This window comes from Enterobacter sp. CPE_E863, from assembly GCF_046521465.1.
Taxonomy (GTDB): Bacteria; Pseudomonadota; Gammaproteobacteria; order Enterobacterales; family Enterobacteriaceae; genus Enterobacter; species Enterobacter adelaidei.
In genome coordinates this window covers 2,275,577-2,295,534 of the sequence record NZ_JBKFZX010000001.1, presented here as the reverse complement: position 1 = coordinate 2,295,534, position 19,958 = coordinate 2,275,577, and the positions used below count along the sequence as shown (strand labels likewise).

The following is a 19,958-nucleotide window of genomic DNA, read 5'->3' as shown; positions in this document are numbered from 1 at the left end:
CGGCATTAAGGAGAATCTGATGAAAAAATACCAGCGTCTGGCGCAACAAATTATCTCGCAGATTGAGCTTGGCGTATGGTTGCCGGGCGATAAGTTGCCTTCTCTGCGCGAGCAGGTGGTGAGCAGCGGCATGAGTTTTATGACCGTTGGCCACGCGTACCAGATGCTGGAAAGTCAGGGGCGCATCGTCGCCAGACCACAGTCGGGCTATTACGTTGCCTCGCGCCCGACGACACAACAGCCTGCTCCGCCTGCCCAGGTGATGCGTGACGAAGCGGTCGATATCAACACCTATATCTTCGACGTATTGCAGGCCAGCCGCGATCCATCGGTTGTTCCTTTTGCTTCCGCGTTTCCCGATCCCCGACTTTTCCCGCTTCAGCAGCTCAACCGTTCGCTGGCGAATGTCAGTAAAACGGCGACCGCAATGAGCGTCATTGAAAATTTACCTCCGGGTAATGTTGATCTCCGCCACGCCATTGCTCGTCGCTATGCCCAGCAGGGGATGAACATCTCACCGGAAGAGATCGTCATTACCGCTGGCGCACTTGAAGCGCTGAATCTCAGTTTGCAGGCAGTGACTGAACCCGGGGATTGGGTGATTGTCGAGAATCCCTGTTTCTACGGCGCATTGCAGGCGCTGGAACGCCTGAAACTCAAGGCGCTGTCGGTTGCGACGGATGTCCGCGAGGGGATCGACCTGAATACGCTTGAGCAGGCGCTGAATGAATACCCGGTAAAAGCCTGCTGGCTCATGACCAATGGGCAAAACCCGCTTGGCTTTACGCTGAGTGCCGAGAAAAAAGCGCATCTGGTGGCGCTGTTAACGAAACATAACGTCACCCTGATTGAGGATGATGTCTATAGCGAGCTTTACTTCGGCCGGGAAAAACCGCTTCCGGCGAAGGCCTGGGACCGGGAGGAGATGACGCTTCACTGCTCATCGTTTTCGAAATGTCTGGTGGCGGGGTTTCGTATCGGCTGGGTGGCGGCGGGAAAACACGCACGCCGTATTCAGCAGCTTCAACTGATGAGCACGTTATCGACCAGTTCTCCGATGCAACTGGCGCTGGTGGACTATCTGGCGACTAAACGTTACGACGCGCATCTGCGCCGCCTGCGACGCACGCTGGCCGAGCGAAAGCAGCAGGCCTGGCAATCCCTTTTGCGGCATATGCCTGCCGGGGTCAAAATTCACCATAATGATAGCGGCTACTTTTTATGGCTGGAGCTTCCGGCGCAGCTGGATGCAGGGCTGCTTAGCGAAAAGGCCTTAATTCACCACATTAGCATTGCCCCCGGAAAGATGTTTTCCACCTCTGACGCCTGGACGCCATTCTTTCGTTTTAATACCTCCTGGGCATGGGGGGAGCGTGAAGAACAGGCGGTTATTCAGTTGGGGAAATTAATTAGCAGTATGCTGAAATAAACTTTTCTTACCTTCATTTAAATAATCATTCCTTATTCGTATGGCGGCACGGCGAATATTTCGTGGCGCCATATCCCAGAAAATCTGCATACCGTCTCCCATCGCTAACTCCTTGTCTATAATCCAGTTAACGGGTAATGCGCCCTCGGTCACACCTTGATGAAATTTCCTTAAGCCGCACGGTGCGGCGCATTTACGCGGTCTACGTTTAATAAGGGAGATATTTTTACGGCACGGCTGCCGCTAAATTCCATTGCGACAGGAGTAACCCTTATGAGCAAAAAATTTGCCCGCAGCAGCCTGTGTGCGCTCGGCATGACTATCATGACAGCGCAAGCCGCAGAACCACCAAAGGCTATCGGTGACGGGGAAGGACGACTGGATATTATTGCCTGGCCGGGATACATCGAACGCGGACAGACGGATAAAAATTATGACTGGGTCACCCAGTTTGAAAAAGAGACCGGGTGCGCGGTCAACGTCAAAACGGCGGCCACGTCGGATGAGATGGTGAGCCTGATGGCGAAAGGGGGATACGACCTGGTCACCGCGTCGGGTGATGCTTCCCTGCGCCTGATCATGGGCAAACGCGTGCAGCCCATTAATCCCGACCTCATCCCCAACTGGAAAACCCTCGATTCACGGATTGTGAAAGGAGAATGGTTTAACGTAGGTGGCAAAGTCTACGGCACTCCCTATCAGTGGGGGCCAAACCTGCTGATGTACAACACCAAAACCTTCCCGACACCGCCGGATAGCTGGGGCGTGGTCTTTACCAAACAGGATCTCCCGGACGGTAAAACCAATCAGGGGCGTGTGCAGGCGTATGACGGCCCGATTTACATCGCCGATGCCGCGCTGTTTGTCAAAGCTACTCAACCGCAACTGGGTATTACCGACCCGTACCAGCTCACGGAGAAACAGTATGCCGCCGTACTCAAGGTGCTTCGCGATCAGCACGCCTTGATCCACCGTTACTGGCATGACACGACCGTACAAATGAGTGACTTCAAAAATGAAGGCGTCGTCGCCTCCAGCGCCTGGCCTTATCAGGCGAATGCCCTGAAAGCTGAGAACCAGCCGATTGCCACCGTCTTCCCGAAAGAAGGGGTTACTGGCTGGGCGGATACCACCATGCTTCACGCGCAGGCAAAACATCCGATGTGCGCCTACAAATGGATGAACTGGTCGCTGACACCGAAGGTGCAGGGCGATCTGGCGGCATGGTTTGGCTCACTGCCTGTGGTTCCTGAAGGGTGTAAAGCCAGTACGTTGCTGGGTGATAAAGGTTGCGAAACAAACGGATATAACGAGTTCGACAAAATCATGTTCTGGAAAACCCCTATCGCTGAAGGCGGCAAATATGTGCCATACAGTCGCTGGACGCAGGATTACATCGCCATCATGGGCGGCCGTTAATCGCCCGGGAGCAGAACATGACGTATGCCGTAGAGTTTAATAACGTTTCTCGTCTGTACGGCGAGGTACGGGCGGTGGATGGGGTCACCATTGCGATTCGTGACGGAGAATTTTTCTCCATGCTGGGGCCTTCGGGCTCCGGCAAAACCACCTGCCTGCGTCTAATTGCTGGTTTTGAACAGCTCTCAGGCGGCACGATCGCTATCTTTGGCAAAGAGGCGAGCGAACTTCCTCCGTGGGAACGGGATGTGAACACCGTATTCCAGGACTATGCGTTGTTCCCGCATATGTCGATCCTCGATAATGTCGCCTATGGGTTGATGGTCAAAGGTGTCGACAAGAAAAAACGCCATGCACAGGCCCGGGATGCCCTGGAAAAAGTGGGCTTAAGCTTTGCCGTAGCCCGTAAGCCCTCACAACTTTCTGGCGGTCAGCGCCAGCGCGTTGCTATTGCACGTGCGTTGGTCAATGAACCACGCGTCTTGCTGCTGGACGAACCTTTAGGCGCACTTGACCTCAAATTGCGCGAGCAGATGCAGTTCGAGCTGAAGAAGCTTCAGCAGGAACTGGGTATCACCTTTATTTTTGTCACCCACGATCAGGGTGAAGCCCTTTCCATGTCAGACCGGGTGGCGGTGTTCAATAACGGACGTATTGAGCAGGTCGATACACCCCGCGATCTCTACATGCGCCCGCGCACCCCGTTTGTGGCCGGTTTTGTCGGCACCTCCAATGTCTTTGATGCTGGCCTTGCGCAGAAAGTCTGTGGTCTGGAAGGTACTTACTCGCTACGTCCTGAGCATATTCGCCTCAATGAGAGCGGTGAAGTTCAGGTTCAGGGCGTCGTGCAGGCGGTACAGTATCAGGGGGCGGCAACACGTCTGGAGCTCAAACTCGCTGATGGGGCAAAACTGCTGGTGAGCCAGGCCAATCTTAGTGATATCACGATGCTGAGTGGCGTTGAGCCGGGGCAGGCAGTGATGGCGTCGTGGTCACGGGATGCCATGATCCGTCTGTCTGAGGAGAGGTGAAATGGATATGAGTGTCGCTCATCCTCCCGCACCACGCAGCCGCTTAAGCCGCATAACGGCTCTGTTCTGGCGAAAGCCATTGCTCGGCTTGTTCCTGCTCCTGCTTGCTCCGCTGATGTGGTTTGGCATCGTCTACTTAGGTTCGCTCCTGACCCTGCTGTGGCAGGGTTTTTACACCTTTGACGACTTCACTATGGCGGTCACGCCGGATCTGACGCTGGCTAATATTCAGGCACTCTTCAACCCGGCAAACTACGATATCATCCTGCGTACGCTGATGATGGCAATCGCGGTCACCATTGCCAGCGCAATCCTGGCATTCCCGATGGCCTGGTATATGGCGCGTTATACCAGCGGTAAGTGGAAAGCATTCTTCTATATCGCGGTGATGCTGCCGATGTGGGCGAGCTATATTGTTAAGGCGTACGCCTGGACTTTACTGCTGGCGAAGGATGGCGTGGCGCAATGGTTTCTCAGCCATATGGGGCTGGAGCCGATCCTGACCTCAATGCTGATGCTACCGGCGATTGGCGGAAACACATTGTCCACCTCAGGGCTAGGGCGGTTTCTGGTCTTCGTCTACATCTGGTTGCCGTTTATGATCCTGCCCGTACAGGCGGCGCTGGAACGGTTGCCCGCTTCTTTACTGCAGGCCTCGGCCGATCTCGGTGCGCGTCCCCGTCAGACCTTTCGTTATGTCGTTTTACCGCTGGCGATCCCGGGTATTGCCGCAGGGTCAATATTCACCTTTTCCCTGACGCTGGGGGATTTCATTGTTCCGCAGCTGGTAGGGCCGCCGGGCTATTTCATCGGGAACATGGTCTATTCTCAGCAGGGGGCGATCGGCAATATGCCCATGGCCGCGGCGTTTACTCTGGTTCCCATCGTGCTTATTTCTCTCTATCTGGCGTTCGTGAAACGTCTGGGAGCATTCGATGCACTCTGAACGCGCACCGTTGTTCCTGAAAGTGGCAGCATGGGGAGGGGTAATCTTCCTGCACTTCCCGCTGCTGATTATCGCGACCTATGCCTTTAACACCGAAGACGCTGCGTTCAGTTTCCCGCCACAGGGGTTGACGCTGAAGTGGTTTAGCGTGGCGGCAGGGCGCGGCGATATTATTGAATCCGTGACGTTGTCACTTCAAATTGCCGCCTTATCCACCGCAATTGCCCTCGTGCTTGGCACGCTTGCTGCAGCGGCACTGTGGCGCAGTGAGTTTTTCGGCAAAAACGCGATCTCATTGTTGTTGATGTTGCCGATTGCGCTACCGGGGATCATCACCGGTCTGGCGCTACTGACAGCATTTAAGGCTATCAACCTCGAACCGGGATTTTTCACCATCGTGGTCGGACACGCCACCTTCTGTGTGGTGGTGGTGTTTAACAACGTGATTGCCCGGTTCAGACGTACCTCCTGGAGTCTGGTTGAGGCGTCGATGGATCTGGGGGCTGACGGCTGGCAAACCTTCCGGTATGTCGTGCTGCCCAATCTTGGCTCAGCGCTATTGGCCGGGGGCATGCTGGCGTTTGCGCTGTCGTTCGACGAGATCATCGTCACAACATTTACCGCGGGACACGAGCGTACGTTACCGCTGTGGTTACTCAATCAGCTCGGGCGTCCACGCGACGTGCCGGTCACCAACGTTGTTGCACTGTTGGTGATGCTGGTGACGACCATCCCCATTCTGGGAGCCTGGTGGCTAACCCGCGACGGCGAGAACATTGCCGGTAGCGGGAAATAACTTTAATTTCAACAGGATAATGCTATGCAAAAACATCTGCTGATAAAGGGTGAACTGGTTGCCGGAGAAGGAGAAAAACAGCCGGTTTATAACCCTGCCACCGGAGAGGTACTGCTGGAGATTGCGGAAGCCTCGCCTGCTCAGGTCGATGCGGCCGTTCAGGCTGCGGATCGTGCTTTCAGCGACTGGGGGCAAACCACACCTAAAACGCGTGCTGAGTGCCTGCTGAAACTGGCTGATGTCATTGAGGCGCAGGGTGAAGAGTTTGCCAGGCTTGAGTCTCTTAACTGTGGTAAGCCGCTGCACTGTGTTCTGGGTGATGAGATTCCGGCCGTCGTCGACGTTTTTCGTTTCTTTGCCGGGGCTGCGCGTTGCCTGAACGGGCTGGCCGCCGGAGAATATCTTGATGGCCACACCTCGATGATCCGTCGCGACCCGATTGGTGTTGTCGCCTCTATCGCACCGTGGAACTACCCGCTGATGATGGCTGCATGGAAGCTGGCACCTGCGCTGGCGGCCGGTAACTGTGTGGTGATCAAACCCTCTGAAATTACGCCGCTGACAGCCTTAAAACTGGCAGAACTGGCGAAGGATATCTTCCCGGCAGGCGTTCTGAACGTGCTGTTTGGTCGAGGTAAAACGGTAGGTGATCCGCTGACCGGACATGAAAAAGTGCGTATGGTCTCACTGACCGGTTCGATTGCCACCGGGGAACATATCATCGGGCATACCGCATCTTCGATTAAGCGCACCCACATGGAGTTGGGGGGCAAAGCGCCGGTTATCGTCTTTGATGATGCCGATCTCGATGCCGTTGTCGAAGGTGTTCGTACTTTCGGTTTCTACAATGCCGGACAAGACTGTACGGCAGCCTGCCGTATTTATGCCCAGAAGGGGATTTATGCCCGGCTTGTTGAAAAACTGGGGGCAGCAGTAGCCAGCCTCAAAATGGGTGCCCCGGAGGATGCCTCTACCGAGCTTGGGCCGCTGAGTTCGTCCGCCCATCTTTCACGGGTCTGTAAAGCTGTTGATGAGGCGAAAGCGCTCGGCCATATCCGCGTTGTCACGGGAGGCAGTAAAAAAGAGGGGACGGGCTACTACTTCCAGCCAACCCTGCTGGCGGGTGCAAAACAGGAAGATGCCATTGTTCAGCGAGAAGTGTTTGGTCCGGTGGTGAGCGTGACCGAGTTTGACGATGAAGCGCAGGTGCTGGCATGGGCTAACGACTCGCAATATGGCCTGGCATCATCGGTCTGGACCAAAGATGTGGGGCGCGCCCATCGCCTGAGTGCGCGCCTGCAGTACGGATGTACCTGGGTTAACACCCACTTTATGCTGGTGAGCGAAATGCCACATGGCGGCATGAAATTGTCCGGATACGGAAAAGATATGTCGGTTTACGGGCTTGAGGATTATACGGTTGTCCGGCACGTTATGATTAAACACTGACCATCATGCCCGGTCGCTTGCGCGGCCGGGTGTACTCTCATTTCGCCACGAATGTTGCGTAAAATACCCAATTGTTATTAGCCATAATTTTTAAGTGGTTATTCTGTAACGAAAAAACTTGATCTGTATCAACATATGACGCATATTGCGTGCGGTTATTTTTTCGGCTCTGGTATACAGAATGACGTTGTATCAAAAGATGTTGGTTTTTTACGCAATCATGGCTTCCATCTGCGCATTAATTACCTGGTTCCTCTCTAAAGACCGTAAACGTATACGCCTGCTGAGTGCTTTTCTGGTGGGATCTACCTGGCCAATGAGCTTTCCCGTTGCGCTGCTGGTCTCGCTTTTCTGAAGCTCGCTTCCAGTTTTAAAAGATGAACATAGCATTCCAGATGTGATGACTGTATAAATACACAGTGCATCATAAAAGGAGTGCTTATGAACAGTTTTTACTCACACCAGGCTGGTTGCACTGTGCGCTGGCATGATTTGCCGGGTGCTGACGATCCCGTCGTGTTCATTCACGGGTTGGGTTGCGCCTCTTCCTATGAATACCCCCGAGTCGTTCGTGATCCATTATTCGGCGCGCGCAGAGCCATTCTTATTGATTTGCCTGGTAGCGGTTACAGCGATAAGCCTGAGCACTACAGCTACAAAACCACCGACCAGGCGCACGTTGTGGCGGAACTGATTGATCATCTTAAACTGAATGCTTTCTGGCTCTATGGTCACAGCATGGGTGGCAGCATTGCTATCGAAGCAGCGGGGCTGCTGGCACCGCGCGTCAGAGGGTTGATGGTGTCAGAACCTAATTTTCACGCAGGTGGCGGAGTGTTCAGTCGGCCTATCGCAGCGCAAACAGAGCAACAGTTTCTGGAACAGGGTTATGATGCCATGCTCAGCGCAGAAACGACGGCGTGGGCGGGTTGCCTGCAGAGTAATGCCCCGTATGCCGTGTGGCGGGGTGCATCAAGCCTGGTGGAAGGTGTGGAACCCGAGTGGGAAGCACAATTCCTGTCTCTGACCTGCCCGGTGACGTTGATTTTCGGCGAGCTGTCGCTGCCTGATAACGATGTGGATAATCTGAAGCAGAAGGGCATTGAAGTGAAAATCATCCCGGCAGCCGGGCATTCAATGTCCTGGGAAAACCCGTCCGCGCTGGCACAGGCATTAGCAGAGTGCGTGGCAGCGTGATAATAGCCCGCATTGCTGCGGGCTAAAAAGATCAGCGCAATAATGCCTGCAGCGCCTGACGAGAGGCGGGCTGAACATCATGCGGATGCTGGTAATCAATGTTCTCTATCGCCCGGCTATAGAGCGCAACCAGCCAGTCGTAAACATACGCGGTAGCCGCATGTACGGGCTGTTCCCCCAGTCGGGTAAGACGAGGTTCCGCGCTACTCACCACCGGTGTGACAAAGATGGCATTACCCTTACGGATGCGGCTTGCCGGACGTGCTGTAACAGGTGTCTGGTCGTAACCCAACCAGCCAACAAAGTTACCCATCACAGCATGCAGCTGTGCGGCGCTACTTTTATCCGTTTCAACAATGCGCTGAAGTTGCTGAGGCAGGTTAAGCCGGTAGCTGGTTACCACCAGAACATCTGCGATTTGCTGCAACACCCCGGGCTCCAGTCCAAGACGGGCTGCCGTGGCATCATTGCGGCTCCATTGACGCAGATGATTTATCCACACTCGGTGTGCCAGACGCGCTTTGTCTTTGGTCTGGAACATGCCGGTACTTTCCTGTGCGTTATCGGCAAACAGGTCAATGGAATCCGTAAACAACCCGTTAACTTGCTCCTCACGGGGTTGCTGAACGGCCAGCAGGGTTTCAAAGGCTTTAAGCGGCGGCAGAAGACCCTCCAGCAGTTCACCGTGGCGGGCGGCGCAGCCCTGAAGGGTTCGCACCATACTTTCTGCACGGGTTCGTCTGGCTCCGGGGGCCTCAACCAGTGGCGCCAGATAGCTTTGCATCAGAGACGAAAGCTCCTGCCGCAGTAAGTTTTTCAGCGTATTAAGACGCTTCTGCCGCTGGGCAGGTAATGTAGCCTGAGACAACCACTCGATCACGCGCTGCATGCTGTTGCTGTCCAGTGCCTGGAGGGTGCCCCAGCGCAAACCCGGTTTACCGAGCAGATGCTGCACGGCTTCATCGAGATTCTGCCGGGTGGTAAAACGAGCGTCATGAGGGGTGATTGCCCACACCAGACCCGGCAGGGCCGATTCTTCAGCAGGCTGTGTCTCTTTAACCCAGTTCATTAACACTTTTGCTTTTTTGGCCGTTTGCTCGTGCTGTGCGGTCGCATTGCAAATAACCAGAACATCTGGCTGTAGCTGTTGACGGTAGTGCTCAAGCAGCCACTGTGATTTAGCCTGGTGTAACGGATCGGCATTATTTTCTTCAAATACCGGAATATCAATAATATCGACATTATCCAGGGCACTGTTCTCAACCGGTAACACCAGCTCGCGGGTCAGGAAGGCAAGCACATCGACGGGGATGCTGATGGCATTGAGCATCTCACCGTTATTCAGTGGATGAAGCAGCGTCTCCTGCGCTTCCTGAAGGGTTAACGTGCCGTCGTGCGTCAGGAACCCTTCACCGGGCAGGCCGAAGCTATCCACCAGCAGGCTAAGCGGCGCGGCAAGTTCGCTGGCATGGCTGGTCTGATGCAGCACATGGGCGAGTTTTAACCACTGCTGGGTCAACTCCTGTTGCTCACCCCACAACAGTGACCAGACGCTGGCTCGCGTGCTGAGATCAAGGGAGGGGACCAGTTGGGCAAACTGGTGCCACAGGGCATCATCAATTTGCTGTTTTGCGGCGGGTACCGTGTTCTGCCAGAAGCGGGCAATTGCCCCGACTTCCTGAGACGTGATGCCAGGCACGCCCTGCGGCTGACGCAGACCGCGCCATTTTTCCAGGCGCGTCTCAATGACGGCTTTATCCACGGCGCGCATCTGCGGGTGCTGCGTCGTGCGGGCAATAAACAGCTGTACCAGTTCGGCCTCGGTGATCAGACTCAGACGCAGAGGAAACGCCTCATCAATGACGTCTGCATGTCCCCGGGTGAAGCGGACGGCCATGTTTGTCAGGGCATGTCCCGGATTGATATGGGAAAAATAGTCAAAGGTGCGCTGGCCTGGTGTCACGTTCAGGCGTCCGTTGCCGCTACCGCACAGAGACAAAAGCAGGTGCGCTTTTGCACTCTGAGAATGACCGTAAAGCCCAATGCTGCTCTGGCGAGTCAGGGCATGTTCAATGGCTTGTTCCCGCGCCTGCACCGCGTTGATGCGAGCAAGCAGGGCGTCGGCATCGTTATCCAGCACCGGGGCGTTCAGGCGCGTCTCATTAATCCACCCGATTAGAGCCTGAGTGGTGGTCGTCGTCACTGTCATTTCAGGTATACGCTCCCGCTGTCGATCCAGTAGTGGCTACCGCTATGACGGCGATCGGCCAGAGTATTCAGTTTGAAGGTTAACGCGTCAGGGGCGACCGGGGTGCCGTCCTGGAGCCAGGCATCGCTCAGTTCGAAGGACTCCGGGCCTTCCTGCTTGCTGCCACCGCAGAGTTTAAGCCGCACGTTCAGCACGCCATCACCCGCAATCGCTTTGGCCAGTTCAGCCGAGTTGATGCTAAGTGTATAGAGCGGTGTGGCCGGCCAGCGTGCGTTTGCCAGCTGGCGGAAGCCGAGGGTGACGTTACCGCGCAGCGGGAAGTGCAGACGCGCGTCGAGTTTCGCACCGGGTTTATCGAGATCGATATCCTGATACCAGACGTTCTCTTCGCGCAGGGTGTTGACCGTATTATCCAGCACACCCAGATACCGCACGGTTGAATACGCACCAATATCTGCTGCCTTAAAGTTAAAGCGCGGCAGACGCAGATCAAGCGCCAGGCTGCAAAGCATCGCACCCACGGCGGCTGTTGATTTGGGGTTGCCAATGCGGCCCTGTTGGCTGAACGGATACCACTCATGAACCTGATACTTATCCAGCCAGACGATGCGATTGACCGGAACCGGCTGCAGGTGACGAATCAGTGCCTGAACGCCAGGCAGGCAGCCAGGACGCCCGGTGATCAGCAAAATATCGCAGCTGTAATGGGAAATCGCCTCACATACTGCATGGAGCGGCGAAGCCAGCGTAAACTGACCAGCCAGCATTGCATCCTGCATCTCACGGAAATTTACGTGCAGCGGAACGGTGAACAGATCGAACGTTTCAGAACCCGCAGGCAGGGCATGATCGATCGCCTGTTGCAGATAATTCATCACGTTGCGGGTCGGTTTCTGCGGCAGGAGATCGCCAAAGGTGGCATGCAGGCCAGCCAGCGGATCGTCAATATCGCTCGATTCCCACGCGGCAAGAATGGCATGGCCAATCGGCATAAAGAGCTGAAGCGCCGTTTGCTGGCGCAATACTGCCTGGGTGTCAATTCGGCCGGAGTCACCGAAGAGCGAAGCCATCAGCAGCGAGGCGTCCGCAATACCCGATTTCTGCAGTTGCGTTTGCAGGGCGGGCAGTACATAGCGCTGAATCACATCAAGCAGGGTATCGTCGCCCGCGACTTTAAACCCTTCACGGAACAGCAGTTGCGGCGTGATTTTAACGTTGTTACCCGAGCCATCATCAAGCTGATAATGGGTGATCGCCATATCCGTTGTGCCGCCACCAATGTCGATGGACGCGACGCGCAGTGAACGCCCCGGCTGAACGCCGGGCTCAGGTTCACGATCCGGGCGGGCGAGGGAGGCAAAGAACGCCTCAGTCTGGCCGCCAAAACGAGAAATGGCTTCGTTATACAACCAGACCAGTTGACCGCAGCTGGCTTCATCCCACTCCATCTGGATTTCAGGAACCGGCACCACACTTTTTTCCTGCTGTTTGCGGGTGGCGAAATCTTCATCCTGCGGGTGCCATCCCATTGCTTTCCAGACAATGGCGATCGCTTCGAACATGCGGCGACGGAAAATCTCCCGCTCCTGCTTTGGCATGGCCGACGGCAGGGTCAGGATCAGGGTTCGTAACTGGCGCGGAGATGCCGGGAAGCCCAGACGCAAGCGCGTGGCGACGCTATTGATCTGACCCAGAGCCTGTGCCAGCAGCTCGCACAACATGTGTGTCATCAGCGTGCTACGGCTGTACTGCGGCGAGAAGACTGGCAGTCGCTCGTCCTGCGGCAGCGTAAAGAGCGGCTCACCGTCATCGTTCATCAGGTTCATCAGCGGAAACGCGGTAGCCAGAGGTTCACGCTGGGTTTTGCTGTTCATCTGGCTAAATCGCCAGTCCTGAACCACCGGTGTTTCATCCCAGAGGTAGCGACGCGGGCTGGAGATGCCGCTGTTACCTTCGGTTCCCAGGCGCTGGGTAGCCAGTTTCCGTGCTTCATCGCCGACGCGGACAATCGACGGCCAGACAAAGGCATCTTCGCGACCGCTTTCAACCGAGAAGTGCTGCTTGCCAAAACGCGCTTCTGAGAACTCCAGACGGCTGGTGAACAAGGGTTCATTGAGGAATTGTGGCTCGCTCAACGAACGTACCTGCAGCTCGGCAGTCTGGCGCAGACCATCGTTCGCATCCCCGTGGTCTTCAATAATCACGCCGCAGGTATGGGTATTGCCCACATCGAGGATCAGGTCGACCGGAATGGCAGGGGTACTGAGCGTATGAGTGACAAATTTCACTTCCGGCACGGTAAGCTGCTCACCGAGCATGGTCAGAAGGTTGAGCCAGTGTGCCTGATATTCAAAACTACGCATCGCCTGTTGCAGATCACGTTCAGAGCGGTTTTCAACACCGTCGGCATACTGGGTAAATGCCTCACGCAGCCAGCCGTCAATCCAGGTCTGGTCGAGGAAACTTTCCACTTCGTTATCCCGCCAGGCCAGAGCGAAACGGGTTCCGTTCAGAATGTCGTTTTCGACCGGGGACAGCGCGGACGTGGCATGTTCGGCAATCTGGCTGTCAAGCGCGAGGGTCACGCGGTGCGTATTGCCTGCCGTGTCGGGTTTATCAAGCTTGCGAACCTGAACGCGAGCCCAGTTATCCGGGCCGTCAACAAAGGTCCGTGGCGGGTTAAAGCGCAGGAACGGAACAGGAAGCCAGACACCATCAAGGACCGCCAGCGACTGATGTAGCGCAATGGTGGTTTCCGGTTTCACCACTTCAGGCTGCCCGCCGTTCAACCCGGGCAGAGTATAACGCCCGTTCACCAGGTCGAAATCGAGACGCAGAAGCGGGCCGTTCGCGGTTTTACGTACGAAGCGCCCGTTGCTGGCGGTGTCCTGCGGCGTCAGACCGAAATCAAGGAACTGCACGCCGCTGTTAGCGATAAGCGTGACGCTTTGTTTATAGTCGCAAAGATTTACCAGCATAGGATCAGGCACCTGCTTTCTTGAACGTCAGTGGGACGACGGTGTTTGCATCATAGTGAGCACGACATTCTGCGATATCGCTGGTGCCTGCTTTACAGGAAACCTCCGGCATCGGGTAGCGTGAACCGTCGGTGCAGCGGGCGTTACCGCGACTCTTAATCATCAGTTCACCATTGCTGTGAAGCCCGGAGAAGATCTCTGCGCGGCAGACAATGTTGTCACCATGTACTACACGGGCGAAACCTTTATTGTTCTGGATCTGGTAGCGCAGTGACGGTGGCTTACCGGTCACCGGATCTTTCACATCGAGGATGGCGCGCCAGGTCCCGTTGAGGAAGCGCGTCGATCCCGCTTTCACTTGCTGACCTTCCATAACCATCGCATCTTTCGGAATCGCGACGATAACGACCGGGGCGGGCGCTGGAGCAGGAGCAGGTTCTTTTTCTTTGCTTGCCACTACCTCAGCCTGATGCAACGGTAATTTCATCGCCAGTGGTTCAACTGCTTTGATCGGTTTCGGCGCAATTTCTACAGGCTCTGGCATAGGTGCAGGCTGCGCGGAAGGGGACTGTTTTGGCCACAGCTGCGGTGCGGCAATGGCGGCAACGATCACGGCGGCAACGGGTAGCGTCCACAGCGGGATACGACGCTTTTTCACAACGGTTGTCGGGGTGGGTTCCTGAGCAGGTTGTGGTTGTGTCGCGACTGGAGCAGGTTCTGGCTCATACAGATCCTCCGGCGTAATGCGCACCACCGTTGACGGTGCAATCAGTGGCTCGTCTGCTTGTTCGAAGGTGATGATCGGTTCCGGCTCAGGTTCCGGTTCAGGATCTTCAATCACAACGGGGGCTGGCTCAGGGATCAGTGATTCACGCAGGCAGTCGAGAACATCGTCGCGTGCATTTTCGTTCAGGTTTACAAAGCCCCAGAAGCTAATGACCGGTTTCCCTTCGACCAGAAAGAGAAAGTTTTCGCCCGGAAACTGGAACGCTTTTGACAGCAGTGAACCAAAAAGCTGTTGTGCTGTTTTAGGTGACTGGAGGCACTTCTTACTCAACGACTCGACGCTGGCAAGCGTATTTTCCAGATAGCGCAGGGCGCGAAAACGGTCGTCTTCATCGGCCGCTTTCCAACTGGTAACACTCCCCTCTATCGGGGAATACCAGTCTACACGGTCACCGCTATCGTTGACCTGTGGAATGGCCAGACAGTCGACAATGGCCTGTTGTTTGCGCAACCGGAGCGCTTCCCGGATTTGTAACGCTGATTCAAAAACGGCTTGTCCGCCGCCGCCAACGGCCTGAAAATCATCCAGATTACCGCTGCGTAAAAGAGTTTTTGCCACGATTTGATCCCATATACTTCTTCACACCGTTACTTTAACGAAATGAGGAAGCAAACAAACGGAGGAAGAGACGCTAAAAGCGCCGATTTCTTGCGGCATAGAAAATGACGGTTGTGCTTGACGGATAATGGCACTTAAGGCAAATCATCTTTTTTTGCATTGACTGCAAAACCAGCGAAAAACGTGACTTTAGAATAACCTGATAGTGTTTCGTTATTTGCCAGGTCATTAAGCCTGTGCTGTTATTACTGTCCTATATAATAAAACATCCAGGGTTATAACCATGTCTACAGGGAAAACACTGCTCGCCCTTGCGCTGAGTACGCTTTTACCAGCCGGTGCCGCATTGGCGGCAAATAATGACACCATTATTTACTGCTCTGAAGCCTCACCCGAGTCTTTCAACCCGCAAATCGCCAGCTCCGGCCCGTCTTTCGTGGCCAGCTCTCAGGTGTTGTATAACCGTCTGATCAATTTCGATCCGGTGAAAAATACGCCGGTTCCGTCGCTGGCGGAGTCCTGGACAATCTCACCAGACGGTAAGACCTATACGTTTACCCTGCGTAAAGGGGTGAAGTTCAACAGCAATAAATACTTCAAACCGACCCGTGACTTTAACGCCGATGACGTCATTTTCTCCGTCATGCGTCAGAAAGACCCTAAGCATCCTTATCACAACGTATCGCAGGGCAACTACGAATACTTTAATGACGTCGGCCTCGATAAACTGATTCAGGACGTTAAAAAGGTCGATGATTACCATGTTCAGTTCACCCTCAGTGAACCCAACGCTGCATTCCTTGCCGACTGGGGAATGGATTTTGCCTCGATTCTCTCCGCTGAATACGCTGACGTGATGCTGAAAAAAGGTACGCCAGAGAACGTGGATACCTGGCCGATCGGTACAGGGCCTTATGTGCTGCAGCAGTACAAAGTGGATTCACTGATCCGCTATGTCGCTAACCCGAACTACTGGGAGGGCGAGGTACCGACAAAACACCTGATCTTCTCCATCACGCCAAATGTGGAAACGCGTCTGGCGAAATTGCAGACCAACGAATGCCAGATCATTCCTGCTCCATCCCCGGTGCAGTTTGATGTGATTAAAAATAACAAAGACCTGACGCTGCACTCTGTCGATGCGTTGAACGTCGGCTATCTGGCGTTTAACACCGAGAAAAAACCGTTTGATAATGTTCTGGTACGTCAGGCACTAAACTACGCAACTGACAAGAAAGCCATCGTCAACGCGGTCTTTATGGGCTCGGGTACGGTGGCAAAATCACCAATTCCGCCAAACATGATGGGCTTTAATAAAGACCTGAAGGACTACAGCTACGACCCCGAAAAAGCGAAAGCCCTGCTGAAGCAGGCCGGGCTGGAGAAGGGCGCGGAAGTGACGCTGTGGTCAATGCCGGTGCAGCGTCCGTACAACCCTAATTCGCGCCGTATTGCGGAGATGATCCAGAGCGACTGGGCGAAAGTCGGTGTGAAGGCCAAAATTGTCTCTTACGAGTGGGGCGAATACCTCTCCGGCATGCGTAAAGGTGAGCACGACTCTGCGCTGTTCGGCTGGATGTCCGATAACGGTGACCCGGACAACTTTGCTGACGTACTGCTGGGGTGCAACAGCATTAAAACGGGTTCAAACGCAGCACGCTGGTGCGATAAGGGGTATGATTCCCTGGTGCAAAAAGCGAAGCTGACCAGCAACCCGGCTGAGCGCGCTAAACTCTACGGTCAGGCGCAGGAGATTTTCTACCAGCAGGCGCCGTGGATCGCACTGGCGAACGGGAAAACGTTCTACGCTACCCGCAGCAACGTCACGGGTTACAGCGTGAGCCTGATGGGCAGCGATTTCTCAAAAGCGAAGCTGAACTAAGCGTATTATTGCCGGGTAAGGCGTAGCCGCCACCCGGCAATTCACAAGGAGTGACAATGTCACATTTAAACGATGTTATCGCCCGCGTCGATGCCGCCATCGAAGAGAGCGTAATTACCCACATGAATGAACTGCTGATTGAATTAAGCGATGATGCAGAGCTCAGCCGTGAAGATCGCTACACCCAGCAGCAACGTCTGCGCACCGCGATTTCACACCACGGTAAGCAGCATAAAGAGGAGCTGGAAGCGCGACAGGAACAGCTAACGAAAGGCGGCACCATTCTGTAGCGATCAAAACTGGCGTCGCGCGACCAGCCAGGCCCCCACGACCAACATCACCGCGCCGCACACCGGGCCGATCAGGGCGCGCAGCGGTATGCCGTTGCTTCTCAGCACGTCCATCACCAGCCCGCCGATCAACTGGCTTGCCACCAGCACAGCGATGGTCGTTGCCGCGCCTACGTTCTGGTATCCGCTGATACTGGCAAACACGAAAAACGAACCCAGCAGCCCCGGGATCAGCGTCCACCAGCGCACTGTAGCGGCCAGCTCGCTAAATCCGGCGAAGCCCTGTTTCAGCAGCAGAATGCTGACAAACAGCACAATGCCGACCAGTGAATTCAGCAGCATCGCGATAAGAATAGTTGAGGAGGTCTGGGTGATGCGCACCATTAAGGTATTTTGCACCACCAGACCGATTCCCGCCGCCACCAAAAAAGCCAGCGTCATTGACTGATTCATGGGATGGCGTCCGGGTCGCTGCGCTCATCCAGCTGCAGCTGCATAAAGGTTAAGTCCAGCCAGCGGCCAAACTTGGTACCCACCTGCGGCATTTGACCCGTCGTCACAAAACCGAGCGTTTCATGGAGATGAATCGAGGCATGATTCTGCGCTTCGATGCCTGCGACCATCACGTGTTTGCCGATGGCACGGGCTTCGTTAATCAGCGCTTTCATCAATGTGCGACCAATCCCTTTGCCCTGATGATCCGGATGAACATAGACCGAATGTTCTACCGTATGACGAAAACCGTCGAAGGCACGCCAGTCACCAAAAGAGGCATAGCCCGTGATAACACCGTCTTCTTCACTGACCAGTACCGGATAACCTGCGAGGGTGCGTGCCTCAAACCAGGCGATACGATTATCGGTGTCGACGGTCTTATCGTTCCAGATTGCGGCAGTGTGCAACACCGCGTGGTTGTATATTTCTCCTATCGCAGCGCAGTCTTCTTTGCAGGTATGACGAACGATCATGATGAAACCTCTGTGTGTTGTTCACTATAGTATTACGATTTAACTACGATATTACACAACTGTATCGCCAGATAGCTATGACATAAGCCATATTTTTTTGTTATCAAAAGCCCATTGAAATGCCGTTCATACACTATAGTATGACGTCATGAACACCATAACAGACACCATGAATCAACGGATTAGCGCAAGAGTTCGCCTTGAACGCGAGTCTCGCGGATGGTCTTTGAGCGAGCTTGCTGACCGGGCAGGCGTTTCGCGTGCGATGATCCACAAGATAGAACGTGGGGACAGTAGCCCTACGGCAACGTTGCTTGCCCGCTTGTCGGGGGCTTTTGGCATCAGCATGTCGACGCTGATTGCCAGAGCCGAGATGCAAGAGGGAAAACTACTGCGCCTCGCCAACCAGCCCGTCTGGCGCGATCCACAAACGCATTACCTTCGCCGCCACGTTTCTCCCCGCACAGATCTTCCCATTGACCTTGTTCAGGTTGAACTCCCGGCGGGGAGCGATGTGCCTATGCCTGCCTCTTCTTATGCGCTGGCACGTCAGCTTATCTGGTTACAAATGGGTGAGCTGGTGTTCCAGGAGGGCGATACGCGCCACGAGATGCGGGCCGGGGACTGCCTGGAGCTGGGGCCGCCTAATGACTGTCGGTTCATCAACGAGACGAATGAAACCTGCATCTATCTGGTCGTACGGCTTAACCAATCTGGCTCGTAATGTTAAAGCGATAACGCCGATCGTGAGCCAGGCTGTAATGACATTTGAACCAGAAGGAGTTCCTGATGAATCAATCTGTTTCGCTTAATCGCCGCTGGGTACTGGCCTCCCGTCCACAGGGTGCGCCTGTCGCGGAGAATTTTCGTCTGGAGGAGCAACCTGTTCCTGCGCCAGTTGAGGGGCAGCTTTTGCTCCGTACGGTCTGGCTGTCGCTGGACCCTTACATGCGTGGCCGCATGAGCGATGCGCCATCCTATTCACCGCCGGTTGAGATCGGTGCGGTGATGGTGGGAGGAACGGTCAGTCGCGTTGAGCGGTCAAACCATCCCGACTTCAAAGCTGGTGAATGGGTGCTGGGCTACAGCGGCTGGCAGGAGTATGAACTCTCGGACGGCAGCGGCCTGGTCAAGCTGGGTGAAAATCCGTCTCATCCTTCCTGGGCGCTGGGTATTCTGGGTATGCCGGGCTTTACCGCCTATATGGGATTGCTGGATATCGGGCAACCTAAAGCGGGGGAAACGCTGGTGGTTGCTGCCGCAACAGGCCCGGTTGGCGCGACCGTTGGGCAGATTGGCAAAATCAAAGGTTGCCGGGTGGTCGGCGTGGCCGGTGGCGCAGAAAAATGCCGCCATGCGGTTGAGGTCCTCGGGTTTGACCTCTGTCTGGATCACCACGCTGCGGATTTTGCCGACCAGTTGAAACACGCCTGTCCGAAAGGAATTGATGTCTATTATGAAAACGTCGGCGGAAAAGTCTTTGACGCCGTGCTGCCGTTGCTGAATACCTCCGCGCGCGTCCCGGTATGTGGTCTGATCAGTGGCTATAATGCGACGGGCCTGCCTGACGGCCCGGACCGTTTGCCGCTCCTGATGGCGACCATTCTGAAGAAACGCATTCGTATGCAGGGCTTTATCATCGGCCAGGACTATGGGCATCGCATTAAAGAGTTCCAGCAAGAGATGGGGAGCTGGGTGCAGGAGGGCAAAATTCACTATCGTGAACAGGTGACTGACGGCCTGGAGAACGCGCCTGAGGCGCTGATTGGCCTTCTGGAAGGGCGAAACTTCGGCAAAGTCGTGATTCGCGTCGCGGGTGACAATAAATAAACCACAATATGGCGGGGTTTCCCGCCATATTTATTTGTGAAGATACGATATATTGTCTTTAATTAACTGACATGGCTTTTCGCGCCATCATCCCGGATGAGCCCGAAAACGAAAAATACAAATTTTGCACGTTTTGATGTTTTTACGTACTTCCCACCACCAGGCATGACGATACAGGATATATCGGAC

17 protein-coding genes are annotated in these 19,958 nt (G+C 54.9%); 12 read left to right on the top strand and 5 right to left on the bottom strand.

The features are described 5' to 3' along the window. Positions 1-19 precede the first annotated feature (19 nt). From ACLHV8_RS11280 to ACLHV8_RS11245, 8 genes are all read left to right on the top strand, one after another. Positions 20-1,429 carry a PLP-dependent aminotransferase family protein gene (locus tag ACLHV8_RS11280; RefSeq protein ID WP_410392126.1) on the top strand — a complete coding sequence of 470 codons (1,410 nt, stop codon included), beginning with the start codon at positions 20-22 and terminating at the stop codon, positions 1,427-1,429. A gap of 273 nt (positions 1,430-1,702) precedes the next feature. After that, entirely contained in the window at positions 1,703-2,848 is a 1,146-nt protein-coding gene (gene ydcS / locus ACLHV8_RS11275; RefSeq protein WP_028018856.1) for a putative ABC transporter substrate-binding protein YdcS, read from the top strand. 17 nt (positions 2,849-2,865) lie between these two features. Beyond that, on the top strand, positions 2,866-3,879 hold the full coding sequence (locus tag ACLHV8_RS11270) for an ABC transporter ATP-binding protein (protein ID WP_028018857.1): 1,014 nt from the start codon (positions 2,866-2,868) through the stop codon (positions 3,877-3,879). A gap of 1 nt (position 3,880) precedes the next feature. Beyond that, positions 3,881-4,825 carry an ABC transporter permease gene (locus ACLHV8_RS11265; RefSeq protein WP_208594855.1) on the top strand — a complete coding sequence of 315 codons (945 nt, stop codon included), beginning with the start codon at positions 3,881-3,883 and terminating at the stop codon, positions 4,823-4,825. Beyond that, positions 4,815-5,621, top strand: a complete 807-nt coding sequence (locus ACLHV8_RS11260; protein ID WP_208594854.1) for an ABC transporter permease — start codon at positions 4,815-4,817, stop codon at positions 5,619-5,621. The genes ACLHV8_RS11265 and ACLHV8_RS11260 overlap by 11 nt, the downstream gene beginning before the upstream one ends. 24 nt (positions 5,622-5,645) lie before the next feature. Continuing rightward, on the top strand, positions 5,646-7,070 hold the full coding sequence (gene patD / locus ACLHV8_RS11255) for an aminobutyraldehyde dehydrogenase (RefSeq protein WP_208594853.1): 1,425 nt from the start codon (positions 5,646-5,648) through the stop codon (positions 7,068-7,070). A gap of 181 nt (positions 7,071-7,251) precedes the next feature. Next, a complete protein-coding gene (locus ACLHV8_RS11250; protein WP_013096478.1) occupies positions 7,252-7,425 on the top strand; it encodes a GhoT/OrtT family toxin in 174 nt (57 codons plus the stop codon). A gap of 86 nt (positions 7,426-7,511) precedes the next feature. Continuing rightward, positions 7,512-8,267: an alpha/beta fold hydrolase gene (locus tag ACLHV8_RS11245; protein WP_208594852.1), complete on the top strand. Its 756-nt coding sequence runs from the start codon at positions 7,512-7,514 to the stop codon at positions 8,265-8,267. Between the two features lie 31 nt (positions 8,268-8,298). Here ACLHV8_RS11245 and ACLHV8_RS11240 read toward each other — a convergent pair whose 3' ends face one another. Genes ACLHV8_RS11240 through ACLHV8_RS11230 form a run of 3 tightly spaced genes read right to left on the bottom strand, consistent with a single transcriptional unit; the run spans position 8,299 to position 14,799 of the window. Then, positions 8,299-10,476 (bottom strand): virulence factor SrfC family protein, encoded by a 2,178-nt coding sequence (locus ACLHV8_RS11240; protein ID WP_208594851.1) that lies wholly within the window; start codon positions 10,474-10,476, stop codon positions 8,299-8,301. After that, positions 10,473-13,454 (bottom strand): virulence factor SrfB, encoded by a 2,982-nt coding sequence (locus tag ACLHV8_RS11235; RefSeq protein ID WP_128347622.1) that lies wholly within the window; start codon positions 13,452-13,454, stop codon positions 10,473-10,475. Before ACLHV8_RS11235 ends, ACLHV8_RS11240 begins: the two co-directional genes overlap by 4 nt. 4 nt (positions 13,455-13,458) lie before the next feature. Next, positions 13,459-14,799: an SrfA family protein gene (locus ACLHV8_RS11230; RefSeq protein WP_208594850.1), complete on the bottom strand. Its 1,341-nt coding sequence runs from the start codon at positions 14,797-14,799 to the stop codon at positions 13,459-13,461. 283 nt (positions 14,800-15,082) lie between these two features. On the opposite strand from ACLHV8_RS11230, the gene ACLHV8_RS11225 reads away from it, so the two are divergent. After that, positions 15,083-16,681: an ABC transporter substrate-binding protein gene (locus tag ACLHV8_RS11225; RefSeq protein ID WP_049007332.1), complete on the top strand. Its 1,599-nt coding sequence runs from the start codon at positions 15,083-15,085 to the stop codon at positions 16,679-16,681. 56 nt (positions 16,682-16,737) lie between these two features. Continuing rightward, positions 16,738-16,971, top strand: coding sequence for a YdcY family protein (locus ACLHV8_RS11220; protein ID WP_028018866.1), 234 nt, complete (start codon positions 16,738-16,740; stop codon positions 16,969-16,971). Between the two features lie 3 nt (positions 16,972-16,974). On the opposite strand, the gene ACLHV8_RS11215 is transcribed toward ACLHV8_RS11220, so the two are convergent. Both ACLHV8_RS11215 and ACLHV8_RS11210 read right to left on the bottom strand, forming a co-directional pair. Further along, positions 16,975-17,424 (bottom strand): DMT family transporter, encoded by a 450-nt coding sequence (locus ACLHV8_RS11215; protein WP_208594849.1) that lies wholly within the window; start codon positions 17,422-17,424, stop codon positions 16,975-16,977. After that, positions 17,421-17,939 (bottom strand): GNAT family N-acetyltransferase, encoded by a 519-nt coding sequence (locus tag ACLHV8_RS11210; RefSeq protein ID WP_410392125.1) that lies wholly within the window; start codon positions 17,937-17,939, stop codon positions 17,421-17,423. Before ACLHV8_RS11210 ends, ACLHV8_RS11215 begins: the two co-directional genes overlap by 4 nt. Positions 17,940-18,087: 148 nt before the next feature. Here ACLHV8_RS11210 and ACLHV8_RS11205 point away from each other — a divergent pair, with 148 nt between their 5' ends. Together ACLHV8_RS11205 and ACLHV8_RS11200 are read left to right on the top strand one after the other, a co-directional pair. Next, on the top strand, positions 18,088-18,663 hold the full coding sequence (locus ACLHV8_RS11205) for a helix-turn-helix domain-containing protein (protein ID WP_134708148.1): 576 nt from the start codon (positions 18,088-18,090) through the stop codon (positions 18,661-18,663). 65 nt (positions 18,664-18,728) lie between these two features. Next, positions 18,729-19,769 (top strand): NADP-dependent oxidoreductase, encoded by a 1,041-nt coding sequence (locus ACLHV8_RS11200; protein WP_208594848.1) that lies wholly within the window; start codon positions 18,729-18,731, stop codon positions 19,767-19,769. Positions 19,770-19,958: the final 189 nt, after the last annotated feature.